Origin of the sequence: Halodesulfurarchaeum sp. HSR-GB (assembly GCF_031432215.1) — an archaeon.
In the GTDB taxonomy this organism is placed as follows: Archaea; Halobacteriota; Halobacteria; order Halobacteriales; family Halobacteriaceae; genus Halodesulfurarchaeum.
Genome location: NZ_JAVKGN010000001.1, coordinates 894,014 through 918,642, shown reverse-complemented (window position 1 = coordinate 918,642; position 24,629 = coordinate 894,014). Strand labels below are relative to the sequence as shown.

General features: G+C 56.9%; 11 protein-coding genes and 1 tRNA gene. 6 read left to right on the top strand and 6 right to left on the bottom strand.

The genetic code is table 11. From position 1 onward, the window contains the following. Nucleotides 1–7: 7 nt before the first annotated feature. The 5 genes from RH831_RS04860 to RH831_RS04840 form a co-directional block, all read right to left on the bottom strand. On the bottom strand, nt 8–2,878 hold the full coding sequence (locus RH831_RS04860) for an ATP-dependent DNA helicase (protein ID WP_310553129.1): 2,871 nt from the start codon (nt 2,876–2,878) through the stop codon (nt 8–10). After that, nucleotides 2,875–5,457, bottom strand: a complete 2,583-nt coding sequence (locus RH831_RS04855; RefSeq protein WP_310553128.1) for a PD-(D/E)XK nuclease family protein — start codon at nt 5,455–5,457, stop codon at nt 2,875–2,877. The genes RH831_RS04860 and RH831_RS04855 overlap by 4 nt, the downstream gene beginning before the upstream one ends. A gap of 423 nt (nt 5,458–5,880) precedes the next feature. Continuing rightward, nucleotides 5,881–8,850, bottom strand: a complete 2,970-nt coding sequence (locus RH831_RS04850; protein ID WP_310553127.1) for a type I restriction endonuclease subunit R — start codon at nt 8,848–8,850, stop codon at nt 5,881–5,883. A gap of 35 nt (nt 8,851–8,885) precedes the next feature. After that, on the bottom strand, nt 8,886–10,145 hold the full coding sequence (locus RH831_RS04845; protein WP_310553126.1) for a restriction endonuclease subunit S: 1,260 nt from the start codon (nt 10,143–10,145) through the stop codon (nt 8,886–8,888). Next, a complete protein-coding gene (locus RH831_RS04840; RefSeq protein ID WP_310553125.1) occupies nt 10,145–11,713 on the bottom strand; it encodes an N-6 DNA methylase in 1,569 nt (522 codons plus the stop codon). Before RH831_RS04840 ends, RH831_RS04845 begins: the two co-directional genes overlap by 1 nt. Nucleotides 11,714–12,578: 865 nt before the next feature. On the opposite strand from RH831_RS04840, the gene RH831_RS04835 reads away from it, so the two are divergent. Further along, nucleotides 12,579–15,413, top strand: a complete 2,835-nt coding sequence (locus RH831_RS04835) for a TrlF family AAA-like ATPase (RefSeq protein WP_310553124.1) — start codon at nt 12,579–12,581, stop codon at nt 15,411–15,413. Nucleotides 15,414–16,119: 706 nt separating this feature from the next. Here the strand turns inward: RH831_RS04835 and RH831_RS04830 are convergent. Next, nucleotides 16,120–16,192 (bottom strand) — tRNA-Val (locus RH831_RS04830). A 107-nt stretch (nt 16,193–16,299) separates the two neighbouring features. Here RH831_RS04830 and fdhF (RH831_RS04825) point away from each other — a divergent pair. The 5 genes from fdhF (RH831_RS04825) to fdhF (RH831_RS04805) all read left to right on the top strand — a co-directional run bounded on the left by fdhF (RH831_RS04825) (nt 16,300) and on the right by fdhF (RH831_RS04805) (nt 24,628). Beyond that, a complete protein-coding gene (gene fdhF, locus RH831_RS04825) occupies nt 16,300–18,345 on the top strand; it encodes a formate dehydrogenase subunit alpha (RefSeq protein WP_310553123.1) in 2,046 nt (681 codons plus the stop codon). Nucleotides 18,346–18,394: 49 nt separating this feature from the next. Beyond that, nucleotides 18,395–18,796, top strand: a complete 402-nt coding sequence (locus RH831_RS04820; protein ID WP_071933415.1) for a cupin domain-containing protein — start codon at nt 18,395–18,397, stop codon at nt 18,794–18,796. 80 nt (nt 18,797–18,876) lie between these two features. Further along, entirely contained in the window at nt 18,877–20,340 is a 1,464-nt protein-coding gene (locus RH831_RS04815; protein ID WP_310553122.1) for a trimethylamine methyltransferase family protein, read from the top strand. Nucleotides 20,341–20,697: 357 nt separating this feature from the next. Beyond that, nucleotides 20,698–22,401, top strand: coding sequence for a formate--tetrahydrofolate ligase (locus RH831_RS04810; protein WP_310553121.1), 1,704 nt, complete (start codon nt 20,698–20,700; stop codon nt 22,399–22,401). A 154-nt stretch (nt 22,402–22,555) separates the two neighbouring features. Next, nucleotides 22,556–24,628, top strand: coding sequence for a formate dehydrogenase subunit alpha (fdhF, locus tag RH831_RS04805; RefSeq protein WP_310553120.1), 2,073 nt, complete (start codon nt 22,556–22,558; stop codon nt 24,626–24,628). The last annotated feature ends 1 nt before the right edge of the window (nt 24,629 follow it).

The following is a 24,629-nucleotide window of genomic DNA, read 5'->3' as shown; positions in this document are numbered from 1 at the left end:
CGGGCGTTCAGGAGTTCGAAATGAGGTCCCGGGCGCGCCTTCGAAGCTGCGAGATGGCTGTCGGCTCGACTGGGACCCGCTCTCCGTCAGCGGTGAAATACAGACTCGCATCGACTTCCCGGTCCGGGTACGCAGACGCGAGCACGTGATAGTAGACGCTCAGCTGGATCGCGTATTCGGGGACTCCACGCCGGCTTCGATCGGTCTTGTGATCGATGATCGCCACGCGATTCGGAGTCACGTGAACGAGGTCGACGATGCCAGAAATCGTTACCCGCTGGTCGTCGATCGTGAGGGGTAACGTCACGGGCGCTTCGACGTATAGTTCCCCGTCCAGGGAGTCGATGAGGTCGGTTATTCGCTGCTCGTCTTCCGTTTCGGGTTCACCGGATCCGTCGAGGGCGTATTGCTCGGCGAACTCGTGGACACGGGAGCCGAAATCGAGCCCACCTCCACCACTGGCCGTCTCGCCAGCGCCCGATTCTTCGAACACCGATTCGTCCATCAGGTCGTGGGCATTCAGACCGACGGGGCCGTCCGGCGACGAGACGGTGAAGGGGAGTTGGGCCTGTGTCGTGGTTTCCTCGGTCACCTCGGCGACGTCGGTGCGCCCCTCGTCCAGCTCCACGGGAAGGGATTCGAGGAAGGGATTCGGGTCCTCGCCGCCGGCGAAGACGAGATGCTGTTTCGCCCGGGTGATGGCGACATAGAGGAGCCGTCGCTCCTCGTCGTACCCATCCGGCAGACAGTGCCGGAGCACGTCGTCCCGCCAGTTGTCATAGACGTGGGGGTACTCACCGACCTCGGCGTAGATTTTTCGCTGCCTGAGCCCCACGGACTCCTCGAACCTGATGGCATTCGAGTCCCGGGTCGAGGGCGGGAATCGGCCGTCGTTCATGTTGGCCATGACGACGATGGGATATTCGAGCCCCTTCGCCGCGTGGATGGTCTGGACGGTGACGGAGTCATCGCCGGCACTGGTGTGCACCTCGTGGGTCGCCCCGTTGTCGATTGCCCGGGTGATGAAGCGAATCAGGTCCCCGCGGGTCAACGTCGTCGCCTGGTGGACGGATTCGATCGTGTCCAGAATCACGTCCGCGTACTCCCCGTGGAACCCGTAGCGATCGAAGACACGGCGAGCGACCGACGCCACCGTGTCCATCTCCGCCAGCTTCGACCGGAACCCCGTCATGGCAGCCGGGTAGTCCCCCGTCGAGAGCACGTGATCGATTTCGTCCAGGGTGTACCCGGCTGCTTCGAGGACGACCGCCCAGCCTCTGTCGGCGTTGGATTCGAGGATTCGGAGCCAGGCGAGCAGCACCTTGGCCGGGTCGGTGCGAAACAGTTCCACGCCCCCGTCGTAGGCCATCGGGAAGTCGTACTCCTCGGCGGCCTGGAGCAATTCCCGGCCGTAATCCCGGGTTCGGGTCAGGACCGCGATGTCCCCGTACTCGGGTGCCCGGGGGTTTCCGTCCTCGTCAGGGACCGGATACGCGTCGTTGCCGACCATGTGCTGAATCTTCGCGAGGACCGCCTCGGGCTCGTCTTCGTGGTGAATCGCTTCGATGTGGCTCTGGTCGAACGGCGCGTTACTCGACAGGGCGTCCGCATCACCGAGCGCCACGTTTTCGACGGCTTCGTTGTCGGTTGCAGGAACCGTAAGCGCGTGTTTCGAGAAGTCGAGAATGGACTGGGTGGAGCGGTAGTTCTCGGACAACCTGATAGCGGTGACCTCGGGGGTCTCGAATTTCACTCGCGTTCTGTCGTCGTTCAACGCCACACTGAACCGCTGTAAACGCTTCTCGAACTGACGGATGTTGTCGACATCGGCGTACTGGAAGGCATAGATGCTCTGCTTCCAGTCCCCGACGACGGCGAAATTTTCGGTGCCGGCGAGCAACAGCGCGAGTTTGAACTGGATTTCGCTGGTGTCCTGGAACTCATCGACCATCACGTACTCGAACTCGAGTCGCGCTCGAAGGTCGTGATCCTCCAGCAGCAACACGTACGCCAACACCTGCAGGAAGCCGAAATTCAGGTAATTCCGGCCGAGCGCGAACTCCAGGTATTCGAAGTAGACGTCGTGAACGAAGGCTTTGAGCGACGATCGATCCCCGGCAAACACTCGCTTCGCGATGGCGGGGTCGATTTGCTTCGTCCCCCGCCCGCCCCGGAGTTCTCCTTTGTCGGGAGCGTCCGGAAGATACGTCTTGTTTGTGCCGTAGCGGCCCAGTTTTTCGCGGAGTGTCGATTGCTTGCGCCCACCGTTTCGGGGCTGGTTCACGGCGTCGAACTGGTGTTTGAACTCGTCGAATGCACCCGTTAGGTGGGCTTCGGAATCGCGATACCAGCCCGTTTGGGTCGGGATAACACCTTTCGCAGCGAGTTGGGTGATGAGATCGAGGAGATCGAGTTGGTCGTCGATCGCGCGAAACTGGTTTGCGTACTCCGGATGGCGGTCCCGGAACTGCCCGATGAACTCCCGGAACAGTTCGGTCTCGACGAGTTCGTCTTCGATGAGCCGGGTCGATCCGGTGATGCGGTCGTCGATGCCGAGATGGCGTGGGGCGGCATACCCGTGTTCGTCGAGGACGTGATGGGCGTGGGAGTGGAAGGTCCGGATCGGTGCGTCAGCGAGTTGCTGGAGGCCATACCCGGAGTGCTCGACGATTCGCTCACGCATTTCGGTGGCCGCACTGGTGGTGAACGTCGCGAGAAGGACATCGTCCGGTTCGACACCGGGCTGATCGATGATGTTCGCGTACCGCCGAGTGACGGCGAGGGTTTTTCCGGTTCCCGCCCCCGCATCGACGAGGTAGGTCCCTTCAGTCTCGTCGATGAGCCGGCGTTGCTGCGCGTTGGGTTTGATGGCGGTCATCGTTCACCCTCCAGCAGCAGGTCCCGGTAATCGATCCGCCGGTAGTTGGGCTCCCCGCCGGGACCGTCGATCGGGAATCGCCCCGATCCGGCTCGATAGGAGTTGATCTCCTCGATTCGGTCCTGGACAAACGCCTCGATTGCATCCAGGTCCCCCTCGAAAAACGCCCGCCGCCGAATGGCGTTTAGCGCTCGGATAGCCTGGTCTGCCCCCTTCTCGGCGTCGACGTCGTCACTCGTACCCGCCTGGACCGCTGTGGTGAACGCGTCGGCGAATGCCGAGGACCGCAGTTCGTCTTTCTCCGTCGTTTCGGGAAACGAGCGATTCGATACGATCTCGCGATACTCCTCGAACCCCAGGTCCGAGAAGGTCTCCACGCAATCGTTGTAGCCATCGAGCAGGGTGTCATAGGCCTCCCGGGACGCCACGAACGCGTCGAAGGTGTGTGGGTAGTAGGTCACAGTCGTCATCGTCTCGTCCACATTCGGCGTTCCCGTGACGGCCTCATCCAGCGTCTCGAGGAAGTGGAAGAAGGTGAACTGGATTCGTTCGTCTGGCTGTTGTGACCGGAAATACGCGAGATACAGCGCGGCCTGGAAGTTGGGGATATCGGCCGGCGGATCGATCGCGGCCCCCTTGCGGACCTGGGTGGCCGACTTCTTCGACCCGCTCTTGTAATCCAGGAGGTGGGTCGGAGAGCGGACCAGGTCGATTTTCCCCTTCACGCCGATATCGGTCGACTCGAACCAGCGTTCGGTCAGCGGCGAGTCGACGGGCGCGTCGAAGTACGCCGCGAAGAAATTCGAGCCCCACCCAGTTGCCGGGGTGAGAAAGTCGTGATCCTCGGGGCCGTATTCCTCGAGGTACTCGACGATCGTTTCGAGTCCGATCCGGTACTTCCGGCGCCGCAGCGGTTCCTCGCTGTCGCTGAAGAAGGGCCGAACGGTGTCGATCATCACGTCGACGATTTCCTCGATCTCGGCGGTTCCGATGCGTTCGGGGTGATTCACGTAGAACTCGGCGAAGTCGTGGAACAGATTCCCCTCCCGGAAATAGTCCTTGTCGGGGGTGTCGAGCACGCGGCTGAAGAGATAATCACGAGGGCTGTTCACGTAGCGGTTCAAACTCGACTGGCTGATCGTCTGGATGGTCGTCGGGTCGACATCGACTGGCGACCGGTCGAACCCCGTCCCAGTTGTCGGCTCCATTCTGGAGTGGGTCACCGAGTCGAGGTCGCTGAAACGCTCGAACTCCTCGGCGAGGAGTTCGTCGAGATAGAGGGGTGGGGTCACCGGCTGTCCGCCGGCGGTATCCTGCACGAGATAGTACTGTTCGCTGCCGCTCTGGACGAGTAGTTGGAACTGACGGATGTACCGCTCGTACTGGGCCTCGGCGTCGACCCACGGCCGGTTCGGTGCCGAGTGGGTCCAGCCCTCGTCCATTCCGAGGAAGAACACGACGGGTCGATCGACGTATCCCGCCGACGTCGCATCCGCGAGGAGCACACCCTCGTTCTCCCGATCGATCGGGACGTCGTAGGTCTGGAGATAGTACGCGAGATCCTGCACGCGCTCTTCGGTGGGTTGTGCCTCGAGGAGCCCGAGGATTTCGAGCTCTGCTCGCAGTGCATCGAGCTCCCGGTCGGCCTGTCGTTCGAAAGCCTGGAGCGCCGCGTCGAAGCTCTCCGCGGCCGGGCCGTCGGTGACGGTGGCACACCAGTCGAGCCCGGGATGGTCGACTTCGCTGAGCCGCTTTTCGGCGTGCTCGATCGGGACGTCGATCCCCAGTTGGGTGCAGATCGGTGTGACGTCCTCGACCGTGGTGTCCGAGCCCCGGTGGGCCACGCGGAGGAGTCGGAGGAAGGTGCGGTGGAACGGGTCGTCGGCAAACCCCGGCCCGCCGTAGAAGGGGATATCGGCGGCTTCGAGGGCCGATTCCACGAGCGCGGAGTAGCGACTCGATCCGTCGAGGACGACTCCCACGTCCGCGGCGTTCTCCGGGGTCACGGTATCCAGGAGGGCATCGACGATGTCACTGGACCCGTCGAAGACGTGGAACTCCGGCAGCGAGAACGCTTCCTCGGTGAACAGGTCGACGTGGTCGACGTCCGGCGAGAGGATCGACCGTTCGAGGGTGGTGAGCTGGTCGAAGCCGACGACGGCGACCGACTGGTCTGTGGGGGTTTCGTAGGCCTGCAGTTGGCCGGAGGTGGTCTGGAGGTCGCCCAGGACCTCAAGCACCGCCGCGGTCGTCTCGTCGACGAAGGCCGGGTAGTCCTCGATCGCAGTGGGGGTCCCCTGGTGTTCCCAGCACTGGAGGACGTTCCCCACCGCGTAGGCGATTGCTTTCCAGGGGTGGTCGGTTCGGTCGACGAGTTCGAGGAACGCGGTGCGATCCTCGGCCGATTCGCGGCGGCCGGTGGCGAGTCGGCGGGGCGCGGTGGCGAAGGTGCCGAAGTGTGGTTCGTCGAGGCGTCGATTGAGGGCGTCCGCGAGCGGGTTGTTGGGGACGATGACGAGGTCGTGGTCTCGAACGTCGTCGTAGATGGCTTGGAGCGGGCGACGGCGTTGGATGGGCACGTGGTGGACTGGGTTGGTCTGTTGGTTAAAGGTGGGGGCTAGGCTTGGGATTTGGTTGTTTTGCGAGTGGGGTGGGAGAGTGGGGCGGAATTTTTGAAAGTCCGCTCTGGCTAAATTTTGTGGTTGGATGGGTTTGGGTGGGGAGCGATTGCAGTAACGCCACCGCCTTCGAAAGCCCCCTCCCGCTCGGGTCGGTGCGGTCGTGGCGCTCCTCACTCGCGCTGCTCGTTGCGGTGCTTCCGTCCCGCGCCTTCCCCGAGCGGTCGGCCCCTTTCGGATTCCCGTCCAAATCTTGGCCCCTCCGCCGAAACGGGCGGTCTTTGCGGAGCTGAATAGTGGCGGCGGTCATAGGCAAAAATATGCAATTGGAAAATTGCGGGGCTCAGTCAAATCATTCCCACTACCTATCAGTCATTGTGACAACTAATGGGCGCTAGCGGAGACATCACCATATAAGGCCTCAGCTTGATGCACAATCGGGTCGACGAGAGGCTGATAATCACTATGGGAGAGGCCATTTTCTCGGAGTAAACCTTTTACTCTAGTTTTCAACTTCGACCGCATCGCCTTGCGGTTCGTCCAATCGATATTTACATTCTCTTTCAGCATTTCACACACCTCTTGGGCGATTTCCTGAAGTAATTCACTGTCAATTTCTGTTTCAGTATTTGTTGCTATTGCATCGTAAAACGCCAACTCTTCGGCTGAGAGTCCTAATCGTTCTTTTCGCCGATCTTCCTGTTTGAGCTTTTCTGCGTAATTACGCAGTTCTTGAATCACTTCCTCGGTGGTCAGAAATTGATTGTTGTACTCGTTGAGCGTCTCCTCTAACTCCTCCTGGAAGGATTCGTACTTTGCCAGGTTCTGCTGTTTCCGCGTCGAGATCTCGTTTCGAAGCAACTTTTCAAGCATTTTTACCTGTAGCTCCGGTTGCTCAACACTCTCGACGTCGGAGAGGAACTCGTCGCTGACGATCGGTTCCTCGGATTTCCATTTGTCAAATCCGGCGATTGCTACCACATCGTCTGCTGTAACACCTTCTGAAATCAGGTCTTTCATCGCTGACTCGACTTCAGTTGGTCCCGTCTTCCCTTTTGGATCTAAGGATAGAATGCCATCTCTGACTGCCTCGAAGAATAGGAGGTCAGAGCGAATCTCGCTGGCTGCGTTATGAGGTGTCACTAAGGCGAAGGCGCGTTTGAGCTCCGACACCGCTTGCAGAAATTCTTCTTGCTTCTCTTCAGTCGCAATAACCTCACTTTCAGCACGATGGATTAGTCGGGAAAGTTCTAAATTGCTGAGTTCCTGCCAGCCCTCGTAATCGACACGAGTGAGGTATCGGGTGACTTTATGGTGTTTCTGCTTCATCACTTCGACGGCAGTTCCGACATCAACCATCGCCATCTCCTGGATATCAGATGTATATTTGTCCAGGGCCTTGCGCAAGTCCTCTGCGATGCCGATATAGTCCACGACAAGGCCTCCCGGTTTGTCCTTATAAACTCGATTTACTCTTCCTATCGTCTGAAGCAGATTGTGATTCTTCATCGGTCGGTCGATGTAGAGGGTATGCAATGGAGGACAGTCGAATCCAGTGGTCCATTTATCGCAGACAACTATGATCTTGAGAGGATCGTCCGGATCCTTGAATCGCCGTTTGAGCTTGTCCTCACTCGTAGGCTGGTCAATGTACTCTTCTGGCTCTGAGATGACCACGCCAACTTCTGGGGCATTAGGTTGCTGTTCGATATAGCGTTTGTATTTTACTGCTGCCTTCCGGCTAATGGAAACGACCATTGCCTTCCCCTCGATTTCACGATCATTGTAGTGACCAACCATGTCACCCGCGATCTTTTTCAGACGGTTGTCCGCGTTCTCGATGATGCGACGAAGGTTGGTCCACTTCCCAATCAGTTCGTTCTCAAGTTCCTCGTCGCCCGAGTCAAGTAATTCCCGTACAGACTCGCTGATAGCCTCTTTATTAAATTGGAGTTTTGCGAAGCGCGATTCGTAATAAATCGGGACGGTTGAGCCGTCTTCTTCAGAACGATCGATGGTGTACTGGCTGACGTAATCACCGAAGGTCACCCGAGTTGCGTTGTCGCCATCGTGAATCGGGGTGGCAGTGAAGCCAATGAAGGAGGCATTGGGGAGTGCGTCTCGAAGATTCTGCCCCAACTCTTTCGTCTGCGATCGATGGGCCTCGTCTGCCATCACAATCACATCCTCACGCTCGTTAACGACTGGATGTTGGCGTTCGTCGTCGTGAGTCTGGAATTTTTGTATCGTGGTGAAAATCAACCCGCCAGCCTGGCGGTCCAGTTTGTTGCGCAGGTCCGGGATGCTATCAGCCCAACTCACGTTATATCCAGCATCGCTAAACGTGTGCGTAATCTGCTCATCCAACTCGTTCCGATCGGTCACAACGACAAACGTCGGGTTGCCAAAGTCACTGCTTCGACGAATCTTCCGAACGAAATACACCATCGAGAGCGATTTTCCAGAGCCCTGAGTATGCCAATAGACACCGATTCGGCCTAATTCGTCTCCTTGGGTTTCCTTCGCACTTTTTACGGCTTCTCGGACGCCGTAGAACTGATGGTACCCTGCCAGCATCTTTACTGGCTGCCCATCCTTCTCGCTGAAAACTATGAAGTTCTCAATGAGGTCCAAGAGGTGTTCCTTTTTGAACACCCCCCGAAGAAGGACCTCTTCTTCTGGCAGGTCCCGTTCATCACCTTCCTTTTCGATGTAACGCCACGGGCGGTACCACTGCCACCCGGCATCCAGGCATCCGATACGGGCCTCATTCATGTCTGCTAGCCCGATTACTTCGTTATAGCGGAGGAGCGGGGCGATGTCGTCCCGGTAGCGGCTATTGACTTGGTCATACGCATTCTCTAGCGTCGCTTTCGGGTCAGTTGGATTCTTGAATTCGAGAACACCAATTGGAAGTCCATTGATGAAGACGACCATATCCGGTTTTCGTCGGGGATTGTCTCCAACCTGAACCGTGAATTGCGTGGTGATGAGCCAATCATTGTTTTCCGGGTTTTCGAAGTCGATTGGCTGCACGAAGCGGCCAACTTGCTCACCGTCTTGCTCATATTCGACCTGAACCCCATCAACTAACTGTTGATGAAGCCGTTGGTTGTCTTCCAGCAGGTTTGGAGATTGCGTACTCGTTAGATGACGGATTGCTTCTTCCCGGGCATCTTCCGGCAGATCTGGGTTGATGGTCCTGACTTGGTCTCGAAGACGATCCTTAAGTATAACATCACTAACTGATAGTCTTGAAGTTCTTAAATCAGAGGAGGGCAAGTAGCCATAGCCAAGATCTCGAAAGATCTCAATGGCCGGTTTCTCGGCCAGATTTAGTTCATCGAGACCCATTTGAATCACTCATTGTAGTATAGCAACTTGGGTCTTTACGTGTCAAGAGTAACACGGCCACTAATGAGAGGCAGCATCAATTCATCCCTGAGCTCCTCTAGATACTCGTTCTCCCAGTGTAATGAATAAATTTTCTCTGATAGGGCGGCAACTTGCTTATTAAACCAATCAATTTCTTGCGATCCAGGATAGACCACTTTAAAGGACTCAATATTCCCTTTATTAATGGAATTGAATGTTGTACCTGAGGCGTATTGCTCCCATCTATGACCGTTCGTTTTCAATAAGTAGTAGAGGAATTCATTTCGGTGATTTTTCATAGATAGTGCCGTTATACCGCGGCCGATAATGCATTTGAATTGTGCCTTGTTCAGATCGCCTACTGGGGCACGTATGCTGATGAGTATATCACCCTCCTCAGCAGTCTTATTTGGCGACGTGCACCACTTTTCAACGTCAGGGTAGTGCATTCCGAAGTTTTTACTCCCCTGAAAGAATGGAAGTCCATCTCCTTCCTCGTTGTAATACTCTGACTTTGGTGAATTCCCTAATTCAATATCCGCAATTTCATTCAGACATTTAACTTCATACTCATTTGGAACCTCTCCAATATCAGTCATTTTGAAGTCATTATGATTTGAAAATTCAACAAACTGTTTCCGGAATATTGTTTCCTGAACTTGATCTAGTTTATCAGAAATTTGAATGTTGGATTCGATTTTATCGTCTACAGCCGTTAAGGCGTGAGCGATCTTTTTTTGAGTCGGCATCGGTGGAACCGGAATTTCAATATCCTCAAATGACTTCATCGTAATTGTATCGAATACCGTTCCATACGAAACCGCCTGAACTTGACCGAACACATACTGCCATGCATAGTAGAGATAGTCATCCAGCAATTCCTCACCAGTGTCTAGTCCGTAGCAAGTCTGATTGAACGCCATCGGCTTGCCAAGCTGTGCCACACGTCCCATAGTCGCACCGCGAGCGATAACGACCACAGTACCTTCTGGGAGGATTTTGGCGTTGCTAGCCTCTTTCCCCGCTTCAGTCATGTTTTCGGCGGTGTCGTAGACGTGTCGCGTTTCTGACTGCGAAATATCCTTTGCGCTGGCCCATCGAATGTCGCCACCCCAGTATTCGTCCTCGCTTCGCTTCGGGGTCTTGCCAAGGACAGGCTCCATAAGTTCTGAGAGAGGACGCATCTCCCAGCGTTCGTTTCCCGGGCCGTATTCATCGCTCACCTCCGCCGTTTTCGCTTCCTCAACGAAGGCTTCAATTTCTTCTTGTGTCATCAGAATCCCAACTCTTCCAAGTTTGCTTCGATTTCCTTCTGAAGGTCGTTCGAGCGCTGAAATTGCTCACGGAGTTCGGCAGACAACTCTTCCATCTTCACTTCGTACGGAACCTCGTTTTCGGTATCTCGATTGATGCCCACATACCGTCCGGGAGTTACCATATAATCGTTGTCGGCTATCTCATCCGTCGTTGCCACCTTACAGAACCCAGTCTCGTCCTCATAATCGTCTACACCCTCCTCACCGCGATACGCCCGCACTGTATCCGCGATAGTCTGAATATGATCCTCCGTTAAACGATTCTGGGTGCGGTCGATCGACTCGTAGAGATCCTTTGCGTTGATGAACAGTGTTTCGTCCGTTCGATTCCGGTATCTGTCCGAATCTTTCCCTTTGCTGATGATCCAGAGGCAAACCGGAATCGAGGTAGTATAGAATAGTTCACCCGGGAGAGTGATTACGGCATCTAATAGATCGGCTTCAATGATTTCCTTTCGGATCTCACCTTCTTGGCCCTGAACAGACATCGATCCATTCGCCATGACTGTCCCCGCCATCCCGTCGTCGTCGAGATGGGAGATCATGTGTTGTATGAAGGCGAAGTTCGCGTTGTTCGAGGGTGGCATACCATACTCGAACCGGGAATCATCATCTGAAACAGTGTCTTTCCCCCATTCGCTCATGTTGAACGGAGGATTTGTGATGATCTTATCTGCCCGGAGATTGGGGAACTGATCGTTTCGGATGCTGTCGCCAAGCTGGATGTTCCCATCAATACCCCGAAGATAAAGATTCATTTTGCAAATGCGCCAAGTGGCGTCGTTGACTTCTTGCCCGTAGATCGATAGCTGACTGTCGTCTCCGCCTTTTCGTTTTAAGAACTTGTGGCTTTGAACGAACATCCCACCAGAGCCACTAAAAGGGTCAAAAATTCGGCCCTCGAAGGGCTCCAAAATCTCAACTAATAGTTCGACGACATATTTTGGAGTGTAGAACTCGCCGCCACGGTGCCCTTCTTGTCGGGCAAATTCTTTGATGAAGTATTCGTAGACGCGGCCGAAAATGTCCTCGTCCTGCGTGTCTTTTCCGTTGCCGAGATCAATCTCTGCGAACTCGTTGAGTAAACCTTCTAGGGTGTCCTGTGGAATCCGGGAATATCGTTTCGGCAGCATTCCATTGAGACGATCTGGGTTCTCATCCTCGATGGCCCGCATTGCGTCGTCGACCTTTGCGCCGATGTCAGGATCGGTTGCGTTTTCGAGCAGGTACTCCCACCGAGCTTCCTCTGGGACGTAGAAGACGTTCTCACCATGGTAGGCGTCCTTGTCCTCTAGAATGAACTGGCGCTCATCTTCGTCATCGCCACAGAAGTACATTGAGTCTTCGTCGTAAGTCAGCTCCCGCAATTCCTCGCGGCGCTTCTGGAATGCGTCCGACATAAACTTTTGAAAAAGGAGCCCAAGAACGATATGCTTGTACTCAGCAGATTCAACGGGCCCACGAAGCCCCTGGGCAGATTGCCAGAGGCTTTTCTCGAATTTCCCGTTGTCGCCATTAATACTCATACACCAAGCACTGGTGGTCGGCCCCTTCAAATTTTGCTTACTGCTCCACGTCAGTCAGGGACTACCGAGATTGGTCTTGCACGAAACCGGGTTGGAAATACAGAATGAGAACCAGGACAGTTCCCCAGGTTGACATATTTGCCCAAATCAGAAGGACGGAACTCATATCGTCTTTCGGACTGGAAAAGTTTCATTCCTGGCTTCCCTCGCTGGTGCGTTTGGACCAGTTTTAGCACCGAACGCGAAGCGCTCGGGCCGAGGAACCCCCGGAGGGGGTGACGACGGATTTTGGTGTCCTCACGAAACTTCGCTTAGTGGCAGTGCCACACTGCTCTGCGGTCTAGGTTGCAGTCAGAAGCAACACTTCTAACGACGCCCAGCAGGAGCATCGCTCCTGTGCGACAGTTTTTGCCAGTGAGGTTGGTTCGCGACCGAGCGCAGCAAAAGGGGAGGGTTTGAGGGTGTTTTCATTTGGTGCGTCTTTTTCCCCTCATTTTGATTTTTCAGAAGCCCTTACGGATGCCCACAACTTGCGGACTGTTCGTCGACCACTAAAAAAAAGGAAGCCGCGAAAGCGACTGTCGGGAATTAAAAGTTCTACCTCGACAAGCTCGTTGGTAGTTAATTTGCTGACTCGGGGAAAGCTCTTGAAGATACGGCGGAATGCGTCATCGAGTGTCTCATGAGGAAAAATTGAGCACAGTCACGACTCTGTAGGCATCATAGATTTCCTTTAGATTTCTAAATAGTTTTCTCTAGTAGAGATGGAATTCTGCGTTTTCTTCGCCAGTAATTCCCCATTGGGACTAGACCCTAAATCCAGATTGTCAAAAACTTTAATAGTCTATCAATTCACACCCACCCTATGACAGTTAACCGAGGCTCAGAATGGAGAAAGTGGGACCTCCATGTGCATACTCCACTTTCATTCGAATCCCACTATGAAATATCTGAATCGGAACGAGAAGACCTAGATCCTATACCTGAATTGAGCGATTTAGATACACCTGAGCGATTAGATCCTCTGATTTGGACGAAATTCATTGACGAACTTGAAGATGTAGATAATGTGGATAATATCGCGATTACAGACTACTTTTCTCTTGAGGGTTATGAAATAATCCAGCATCTACGGGCCCACGGCTATTTAGATAATTTTGACGTTATTCTACCAAACATTGAATTTCGGTTGGGGACTTTTACCGGAGAACACAATCGTGTGAATCTACATGTTGTCTTTTCGGAGGACGTAACAGTGGATAATATTCGTCAAGAATTTTTGACAAATTTGACAATCAAATTGGATGGAGATGAAGAACGCTCGCTAAGACCTGCGTCTTTGAAGGCTCTTGGTGAACAAGCTAAACGGTTTCATGAAGATAGTAACACTTTGAGCGACTTTGAAGCAGGTTGTAAATACGCATGGGTAGATTTCGGAGAAATTGTTGACGAAATTGACGATAGACCCTCGATTTTTGAAGGAAACCACCTCATTGTTCTTTCCGGTGCTGAGTGGAGTGAGATTAGTTGGTTTAGTCAAGATGCAGAAATTCGTAGGCAATTACTCGTTGAATCCCATGCACTGTTTTCCGGGAATCCAAACGATCGCGCTTGGGCAACCGGACAAGCTGATTTATCAGCAAAGGAGTTCAAAGATGAATTTGGCTCCTTAAAACCCGTGCTGCATGGATCTGATGCACACAATTTTAAAAGGTTATGTCAACCCGATAAAGATCGGTACTGTTGGGTAAAGGCCAATAATTCCTTTGAAGGCCTAAAACAAGTGGTTTTTGAACCCATTGATAGGTTACATATTGGGCCCACTTCCCCAGAAGGATTTACTCAGATTCACACGCTTGATTCACTGAAAATCCGAGACGGAAATGTCAACACAGACTTAGAGATTGCTGATGAGAATATCCCCTTCAATTCAAATTTAGTTACTGTAATTGGAAATCAGGGTGCTGGAAAAACCGCACTTCTAGATTTTGTGGCGAATTGCTTCAATCGGAGAACACGAGAGCATGCTGAAGACGAAAACTCGTTTATTAGTCGCATTGAAGACTCGTCCCCAACTATTGAAACGGAATTAACATTCAAGGGAGGCGATATACAACCATTTTCCAAGAAAATACTGGAGCCTGAAACCGTCGAGGGCCCTGATATTTCTCACATACCTCAGGGCAAAATCGTCGAATACTGTGAGAAAGGTAATGAATTGCACGATCGGATTAGAACGCTAGTCACGGAATCTGTACGTCAAGATACAACACTGTTAGTTAGTAATCTTGAACAAAAGAAATCGGAGATTAGCGACCTTGCCCAAAATCTCAGAAGTATTAACGCTGAATTGCACGAGATAAATCCCCAACAGGTTGAGGCTGATATTGCTGAGGAGAGGACGAATCGGATCCAGATTGAGACACTCTTAGACAATAAGAAAGAAGAAATCGAACAGTTTAAAGAAGCAAATGAAGAGGAACTGCAGGAAACGGAAGCGGAGGAACTCCAATCTGAGTTGGATGATCTTGATGATATGTTTGAGGCTGTCGGCGAGTTCATTGAGGACATCAATTCAGCCCATTCGTCGTTAGAAGAGGTGGAGCAGCTGAATGAATTGCTAAAAAGTATTAACGACAGAAAAGAGTTGATCGATACCGATCGAACGGTTGATCGCATAGAGTTAGATGACCAACGAGAAAGTTTGAACATCCTTAGAGAAGAGGCAAAAACCACACAGGAAGATTTATCAAACGATATTGAAGAAATTCGCGGCGAACTTGAGAAACTTGATGAGGTTGACGAGGAACTTTCGAACTTATTGGAGGAAAAGCGGCAAATAGAGGAGAGACTCGAGAATTCGAAAGATAATTTATCATCTCTATCGGACATGCTCGACAAGACAGAGAAATTAAAAGAAAAGCGCGAAAACGTGTTTATCTCTTATGTAGATGCGTTTTTTGATCTTAAAGAGATATACGGCAACATTGCGTCAGATTTCTCCGAGGGAGAAACGGCTGTTCTTGAAGATATCGAGTTTGAACCTCAGATTGAATTGGAGGAGAATCGGACTCATGATTTTGTAGATATGCTCGACAATCGATCAGTGAACCGCTCTGATATAAAACCGCTTGTAAAAGAATTGGATCGTATTGTATCGAATTCTAGGCCGGATGATCTACGTGAGCAGATTGGTGAATACTTGTTCGACCTGGAGAATCATAGAGAGAACTTGCTTGACTCCCGTGATCCAATAGATTTTGACTCACTGTTGTATGGTGATTGTCTCCGGTTGTCTGAGGAAATTTACTATCAAGAAATTCCTATGGCACAGCTTTCCCGCGGCCAAAAAGGGACGGTTCTGCTGCGCATATATTTAGCCAAAGGAGAGCATCCATTGATTATAGACTCACCAGAGGAAAACCTCGATAATCAATTTGTTTTCGAAGAATTGATTGGTGCTGTCCGTGATGCGAAGAAGGACCGGCAGATTTTCTTAGCCACACATGATGCGAATTTAGTGGTGAATACTGACTCCGAACAAGTTATTATTGCAGAATTTAATGAAGGTCTAATTTCATTTGAAGGAGGCGCATTGGAGAATGCCGAAGTTAGAGACAAGGCGAAAGGGATTCTGGAAGGTGGAGATGAGGCATTTAAGTTGAGGGAGGAAAAATACGACTTGAATCCTGGTTCGTAGAAACTTTCATACAAGAAGGGCAAAAATTATATTTGACTTGATACCTTGTAATCCAATCAGCCCAGTTGCGGGCTTCTTCTTTGATAGAGAGGCTTATCTATCACCTAGTAATCCAAATACACATCCAATACCTCTTGCTGTCAAATAGACTTCCGCTCCTCTCCGGTGGTCGTGGTGCTTATCCAGAATTAGGAGAGACGCATCCACTAATCACAGAGGTTTTACTTCGACACATCAGCAGTCAATTGACAGATGACCAATCACTCCCATACCCGAGTGAGTCGTATAGAATGAAGAGCAAGACTGCACTTGCTTGCGGTGGCTTTTCTTCGACTCCTCGGTCGTTATCCAAGGCTCAAATCCACTCACCAATTCTCACACGGTGCCCCCTGACCACCAAAAATTCTGCTTAAAGTAAGAGCATGAGAACATCCGGCGACCGAGTGGTCCGAAGGACCCGGTAGGTCGCCGGTTTTCCATCAGAGCAAGCTCTGATGGCGTCTCGCTCACTTCGTTCGCGAGACCACCGAGCGCGAAGCGCTCGGGGCGACGAACCCCCGAAGGGGGTGAGGAAGCCTTTTGGTGCAGGTTTTGCAAGCGAAGCGAGCGCCAGCGAGCGAAGCGCTGCAAAAGGTGCAATTTACGACCGCGATCTCATCGCAGCGACACAGCACGCTGGTCGCTGCGAGGTGAGAGTCGCTGCAAATGGGTTCGGGCGGATTCGAACCGCCGATCTCGTCCTTGTAAGGGACGCGTCATAACCACTAGACCACGAACCCAGTACCGGAGAAAGCCCGTCCTGGCTTTTAAAGCTTCTTGCTCGCGGCGAGAACCCGGACGAATTTCGCCTCTCTTATATTGGAGAACGCCGAACCACGAAAGTAGAATGGCAACATCCAGCGACGGTGAACTGGAGCCGAAGAAGTCCATCTGTCCCTTCTGTGGGGTCGGATGTGGGCTGACCTACAACGAAGACAACGGAAAAGGAACCGGCTGGGAAGCGCCGGTCAACACCCGCGGCGAACTCTGCCCCAAGGGGGCGGCCGCCTTCGAGATGCTCGATGCGGACGACCGCATCACCCAGCCGATGGTCCGGGAGAACGGCCATCTGGTCACCGCCTCCTGGGAGGAGGCCATGGACCGCGTAGCCGAGAACTTCGGGGAGATCGTCGAGGAACACGGCCCCGAGGCGCTGGGCTTTTTCGCCTCCTCGAACTGCACCAACGAGGAGAACTACCTCTTCCAGAAGATCGCCCGCAAGATCGGCTCGAACACCATCGACAACTGCGCCCGAATGTGTCACGCCTCGACGGTCGCCGCGATGGGCAAACAGCTCAACGTCGGCGCGATGACCAACACCACCGACGACCTGGGCGAGGCCGACCTGTTCCTGGTCTGCGGGGCCAACCCCGCCGAGCAGCACCCGGTCATCTTCAACTCCTATCTCGGGGCCGCCCTGCGGGATGGCACCGAGATGGTCCACATCGACCCGCGGGAGAACCAGACCACCCAGCAGGCCGACCTGCACGTGGGGGTCACCCCGGGCTATGACATCCCGGTGCTGAACGCGATGGCGAAGGTCATCATCGAGGAGGAACTCCACGACGAGGAGTTCGTCGCGGAGCGCACCGAGGGCTTCGAGGCCTTCGAGGAGCATCTCGCCGACGTCGACGTCGCCGAGAACGCCGAACTCGCGGGCGTGCCCGAGGAGAACATCCGGGAGGCCGCACACAAGGTCGCCGAGGCCGACCGCGTGGCCTCCTTCACCGGCATGGGCATGAGCCAGCACAAGTACGGGACGGACAACGTCCACGCGCTCATCAACCTCGTCCTGCTCACGGGCAACATCGGCAAGCCCGGGACGGGTGTGAACCCGCTTCGCGGCCAGAACAACGTGCAGGGCGCGGCCGACGTGGGCGCGAGCCCGAGCTCCCTGCCGGGCTATCAGTCCGTCGAGGACCCCGAGGTCCGGGCCGACTTCGAGGAGGCCTGGGGCTTCGAGCCGCCGGCCGAACCCGGGCTGACCGAGGTCGAGGCCAGTCACGCGGCGGGCGACGAGATCCAGGGCCTGTACGTGTTCGCCGAGAACCCCGCGGTCACCGAGCCCCACTCCGACCGGATTCACGAGGACCTCCAGGAGGTCTTCCTGGTCGTCCAGGACCTCTTCATGACCGAGACCGCCGAGTACGCAGACGTCATCCTGCCCGGAAGCGCCTGGGCAGAGAAGAGCGGGACCTACACCAACACGGACCGCCGCCTGCAGCGGGTCCGACAGATGCGCTCCCCGCCCGAGGATGCCAGGTCAGACCTGGAGATCATCTCCGAGTTCGGTCGCCGGATGACCGACCTGGAGATCGATTATGACGGTCCCGAGGCGGTCTTCGAGGAACTCGCGAGCGTGAGTCCGATCTACGCGGGCATCACCTACGACGGCATCGGCGAGAGCTACCAGCGCTGGCCGTTCTTCGAGGGTGCCGAGTCCGGCGTGGACATCCTGCACGAAGACGAGTTCTACGGCGGCGAGAAGACCGCCCCGTTCGCGCTCGTCGAGCACATTTCACCGGGCGACGACGTCGAGGAGGGTGAACTCGTACTGACCACCGGCCGGGTCATGCAGCACTTCAACAGCGGGGCGCTCTCCCGTCGCACCGAGACCCTGATGCGCATGCGCGGCGAGGACGTCCTGGAGATGCACCCCACGGATGCCGAGGAACGTGGCATCGAGGACGGTGACTGGGTGCGAGTCGAGAACGAGCGCGGCGAGGTCGAGGTCGAGGTCGCCGTCACCCCCGCCATCGCCGAGGGGACGGTCTTCATGACCTTCCACTACGCCGACCCGCTCGTCAATCGGCTGACCGGCGATTACCTCGATCCGGTCGCGAAGATCCCCGAGTACAAGCACAGCGCCGTCTCGGTCTCGAAGACCGAGTAGGCAGCCACGGCGGTCGATCTTTTTATACGAGGCGGACGAACGGCCGGTGATGGCGGAGAACTTCAAGATCGTCGATCCGGATTCGGTCCCGGAGACGCCGTTCCCGGAGTCGGGCGTGACTCACACCAAACTCAGCGGCGAGTTGCGGGCCCAGGAGATGCGGATCAATCAGGTCACGGTCGACCCAGGTGAGGTCGTCGGTTATCACAGCCACACCCGCCAGGAGGAGATCTACGTCTGTCACAGGGGGCCGGGCGAGGTCTACATCGACGGCGAGCACTACGAGGTGCCGGAGGGTGGAATCGTGCGGATCGGTTGTGATGTCCCCCGGCAGGTGTTGAATACTGGTGAGGAGCCGACAGTCTGGATCATGTTCGGGGCCCCGCCGATCGGCACCGTCCAGGACTTCGGGGAGTACGAGGTCGCCGAGGGCGGCTACGACGAGGCGTAGCCGCCGACTGTCGGTACCGGCGAAACCGAGACGGTTTCAGGTATACTTAACTGACGATACGTTGAATATCGTGTTGGACTATGAGTATGGACTTCGATCTCGAAACACAGGACACGCCGTTCATCGATCGCCTCGACGAGGAAGGCAAAGAAGCCATCCACGAGGCGTCGATGTACATCATCGAGGAGCTGGGGATTCAGGTCAAGCACGACGAGGCCATCGAGTACTTCGAGGAGGCCGGAGCGACCATCGAGGACGACTATCTGGTCAAGGCCGACCGCTCGCTGATCGAGGAGAAAGTCGAGGAGGCGCCGGAGTCCTTCACCCTCCACGCGCGCAACCCCGAGAACAACCTGGAGATCGGCGGCGGTGACACCTTCCGAGCCCCGGGCTATGGCGCGCCGAACATCCGGACCTTCGAGGACGGTCGACGCAGTTCGACCATCGAAGACTACGAGATGTTCATGAAGCTGGCCCAGGAGGAGGACGTGATCAACTCCACGGGCTACAACGTGGCCGAGCCCACCAACGTCGACCAGGAGGTCAAGCACCTCGAGATGGTCAAGCGGTCCCTGGAGTACACGGACCTGCCCGTGATGGTCTCGACCTACGGCCAGGACCGCACGGACCCCACACTCGAGATGGTCGGCATCGCCGTCGGCGATCGCGACCTCTCGAAGACCTACGCGGCCGGCCTGGTCAACACCGTGCCGCCGCGAACCCTCGATAGTGCCATGACCGGCGGACTGGTCGGGCTGGCCAAGGAAGGCCAGGCGCCGGTCGTCTCGTCGTTCATTCAGGCCGGCGCCTCCGGCCCGGGCACCATGGCCGGGGCAGTCGCCCTCGCGAACGCCGAGAACCTGATGGGCATCACGCTGACCCAGCTCATCAACCCCGGCAACCCCGTGGTCTACGGGGTGCCGGCCTCGAATCTGGACATGCGCTATGGCTCGCTCTCCATTGGCAGCGCCGAGTCCGCGCTGTTCGCCAACGTCGCCGGGACGATGGGCCGGTTCTACGGCGTCCCGTCCCGCGGTGGCGGCGGGCTGACCGACTCGAAGTCCGTGGACTACCAGGCTGGCTTCGAGTCGATGCTGGTCAACGGCGTGGCGGAACTCTCCGGCGTGGACTTCATCCTGCACTCCGCGGGTATCATCGAGTCCTACTCCACCATCTCCCCCGAGAAGTTCGTCCTCGACGCCGAGGCACTGCGTTTCCTCGACCGGTTCCAGGACGGCTACGAGATCAACGAGGAGATGCTGGCCCTGGACATCGTCGAGTCGATCGATCCGGACGATCACTTCCTCGGCGAGTCCCACACGCTCAAGTACGCCGGGAAGGAGTTCCTCATCCCGGAAGTCGTCGACAAGCGCTCGCACGGTGACTGGAAGGGCGACGGCGAGAAGTCCGCCTTCGAGATGGGCCACGACCGCGTCCAGGAGCTGCTTGACTCCTACTCCAAGCCGGAACTCGACGAGGAGACCCAGGCGGAACTCGACGAACTCTACGAATCGGCCAAAGAAGAGGTCTGGGAGAACGCCTAACGGCGATCGGTCGCTGCAACAGTTTCGGTCGGCGCAGTTCTTTTTGCACCTGGAAAATGACCCAGATCGATCGACCCGCTGAGCCATAGCTATCAGTGATTAGACACGGGTTCGATCGGCCATGGTACCAAATGCCAAGTGTGTCTGTAACATGTTTTGAGTGGGGACCACCTGCTGGCAAAACGCCTTCGAGACGCCGGGAGATGAGCGATCGCAGTGAATTTCGTGAGGCGTTCCCGTGCCAAGTGATCGCCGGGTTCGACTTTCCAGCACGAGTTCGCCGTTCGGGCAGTCCGGCGGTCCTATCAGGCAAGATGAGTAGATTAATGAGGGGATGTGCCGAACAAACGTAGTGATATGTCCTCGGAACCAGAGACAGACTACGAGATTGCAAAATCAGTAGAGGAACAGCCGATCTGGGAAGTCACAGAGCCCTTCGGGCTCGACAAGGACGACCTCGAGCTGTACGGTGACTACAAGGCCAAGATCAGCCAGGACGCCATCGACGAACTCCTGGAGGGCGACAAGGAGGACGGCGACGTCATCCTCGTCACCGGCATGACCCCCACCCCGATGGGCGAGGGCAAGACGGTGACCACCGTCGGTCTGGGTCAGGCGCTGAACCAGATCGGCGAGGACGCGATGATCGCGGTCCGCGAACCGTCGCTCGGCCCGGTCTTCGGGATCAAGGGCGGTGCCGCCGGCGGCGGCTGGTCCCAGGTCCTGCCGATGGAGGACATCAACCTCCACTTCACGGGCGACATTCACGCACTCACGGCCGCACACAACCTGATCTCCGCGATGCTCGACGCCCACATCTCGAAGGGCAACGAGCTCAACATCGACTCCCGGAGCGTCGCGTGGCCGCGAGCGGTCGACCACAACGACCGCGCCCTGCGTCAGACCATCGTGGGCGCCGGCGACTCCGCTGGCGTCACCCGGATGGACGAACACGTGCTCACGGCCGCCTCCGAGCTGATGGCCATCCTCTGTCTCGCCGAGGATATCGAGGACCTCAAGGAGCGCATCAGCCGCATCATCGTCGCCTACGACGAGGACGGCGAACCCGTGACGGCCGGTGACATCGAGGCTGCCGGCGCCACGGCCATCCTGCTGCGGGACGCCCTCCGGCCGAACATCGTGCAGACCATCGAGGGGACCCCCGCCCTGGTTCACGGCGGTCCCTTCGCGAACATCGCACACGGGACGAACTCCCTGCTCGCCGACTACGTCGGCAAGAAGATGGGCGACTACCTCGTCACCGAGGCCGGCTTCGGCTCGGCCCTCGGCGGCGAGAAGTTCATGGACGTCGTCAGCCAGCTTGGCGACATCGAGCCGAGCGCGATCGTCCTGGTCGCCTCCGTCCGCGCCCTGAAGTACCACGGGCTGGACATGTGGCCCTTCGAGGGCGAGGAAGTCCTGCAGGAGGAGGACGTCGACGCCGTCGAGGCCGGCTTCGAGAACCTCGACAAGCACGTCTCGAACCTCCGGCAGTTCGGCCTGCCGGTCACGATCTCCATCAACCGGTTCCCCTCGGACACGGACGCGGAGATCCAGGCCGTCCGTGACCACTACGAGGAGATGGACGGCGTGCAGGTCGCCGAGTCCACGGTCTTCGGCGAAGGTGGCGAGGGCGGTGTCGAACTCGCCGAGAAGGTCACCGACGCCGTCGAGAACTACGACGGCGGCTTCGAGCCGCTCTACGATCTCGACGCCTCCCTCAAGGAGAAGATCGAGACCGTCGCGACCCAGATCTACGGCGCGGACGGCGTGAACTACGTCGGCTCCGCCGAGGACGACATCGCCCAGCTCGAGGAGATGGGCATGGACGATGTCCCGGTCGTGCTCTCGAAGACCTTCCACTCGCTCAGTGACGACCCGTCCAAGAAGGGCGCCCCCGAGGGCTGGACCCTCGACGTCCGCGAGCTGTACCCCTCCGCTGGGGCTGGCTTCGTGGTCGCGCTCACTGGCGACGTCATGACCATGCCCGGTCTGCCCGCCCGTCCGGCGGCCGCCGACATGGACATCGACGCGGACGGTACGATCTCCGGCCTGTTCTAGGCCGTCGCGCCATCGCCTGAGTCGAATTTTTTCTTTGGTTCCGAGACGAACAGGTCCGTCTACGGAGAGCCGGCGAGGAGCCCCCGCTGGCGAAGCTTATTAATCGTTCCGTGAGTACGTACACCGAACCCGGACACCCGGGAACACGATCATCATGAGCTCCGAGGACGAACTAGTCAAGACGATCTGTCCGTACTGTGGCGTGGGGTGTGGCCTCAAACTCGAACCGGGCGAGGAACCCGGCTCGGTCAACTTCAAGCCGTGGTTCGATGCGCCGGTGAACGAGGGGGCGCTGTGCATCAAGGGGAGTTCGGCGGTCCAGCACGTCGACCACGAGGACCGACTCACCGAACCGCTGATCAAAGAGGACGGGGAGTTCCGCGAGGCGACCTGGGAGGAAGCCCTCGACCGCGTGGTCGAGGGCCTCATGGAGGTACGGGAGGAGTACGGCCCGGACGCCACCGGCTTTTTCGCCTCCTCGCAGGTGATGAACGAGGAGAACTACCTGATGCAGAAGTTGGCCCGTCGCTATGGGACCAACAACGTCGACAACTGCACACGGCTCTGTCACGCCTCGACCGTCGCCGCACTCCGAGACAGCCTGGGCGCTGGCGCGATGACAAACAGCATGGCCGACCTGCGGGATTCGGCGGACGCCTACTGGATCCAGGGCGCGAACCCGGCCGAACAGCACGTCATCGGCCACTCGAAGTACTTCAAACAGGCCGCAAACGACGGCACGACCGTCGTCCAGGTCGACCCACACGAGAACAAGACCTCGGAGGTCGCGGACATCCACCTGCAGGTGAAACCGGGGACGGACATCCCGATTCTGAACGTCGTCCTGGAGACGATCCTCGAGGAGGAACTCTACGACGAGGAGTTCATCGCCGAGCGCACGAAGGGCTTTGAATCCCTCGAGGCCGAACTGGCTGACTTCGACGCCGAGCAGGCCGCCGAAACCGCAGGCGTGGACCTGGAAGAGATCCGCGAGGCCGCCCGAGCGTTCGCGGAGGCCGAGAACGGCGCCATCTTCACTGGCATGGGGATGAGCCAGAAGACCTGTGGCACCGACAACGTCCAGAACCTCATCAACCTCGCGCTGGTGACCGGGAACCTCGGCAAGCCCGGGACGGGGGTCAATCCGCTTCGGGGCCAGAACAACGTTCAGGGGACCAGTGACGTCGGGGCGCTCCCGAACGTCCTCCCGGGGTATCTGGAGGTCGAGGATCCCGAGGACCGCGCCCACGTCGAGGACATCTGGGGCTTCGAGGTGCCCCCGGAGAACGGCCTGACGAGCCTGGAAGTCACCGACGCGGCCGGTGAGGAGGTCCAGGCCCTCTATGTCATGGGCGAGAACCCGGTGTTGAGCGAACCCAACTCCAACGAGGTCGAGGCCAACCTGAAGGAACTGCAGTTCATGGTCGCCCAGGACATCTTCATGACCGAGACCGCCAAACTCGCGGACGTGGTCCTGCCGGCCACCTCCTGGGTCGAGCGCGGCGGGACGGTCACGAACACCGACCGTCGTGTCCAGCGCATGCGGCCCGCGGTGGACGTGCCGGGGAACACCCGCCACGACTTCGACATCGTCAGTGAGATCGGGACCCGGATGTTCGGCGAGGGCTTTGACTATGACGGGCCCGAAGCGGTCTTCGAGGAGCTCCGGGAGGTCGCCTCGATCTACGGCGGTATCACCTACGACCGGATCGGCGACGAGGGCATCCAGTGGCCCTGTGAGACGACCGATGACGACGGAACCCAGTACCTCCACAAGGAGGAGTTCCCGACCGAGGACGGCCTGGGGAAGATCCGCGGCGTGAGCCACCAGCCGCCGGCCGAAGTCGAGGACGAGGAGTACCCGCTGGTGTTGACCACCGGCCGCATCGAGGAGCACTACAACACGGGCGAGATGAGTCGTCGCTCGGAGAACCTCATGCGGAAGACCGACCACAACTTCATCCACGTCCACCCCGTCGACGCGGACGCCCGCGGGATCGAAGACGGCGATGTGGTCGAACTTCGCACCCGCCGTGGCGAGATCGACGTAACGGCCGTCGTCACCGAGAAGACCAAACAGGGTGTCGTCTGGACCACGCCGCACTTCGCCGACTCCCAGACGAATCGGGTCACCAACGACGCCGTGGACCCGGTGGCGAAGATCCCCGAGTTCAAGGTCGCCGCGGCCACGGTCTCCGTCGACGTCGCCGAGTCCGGCGCCGACTGAG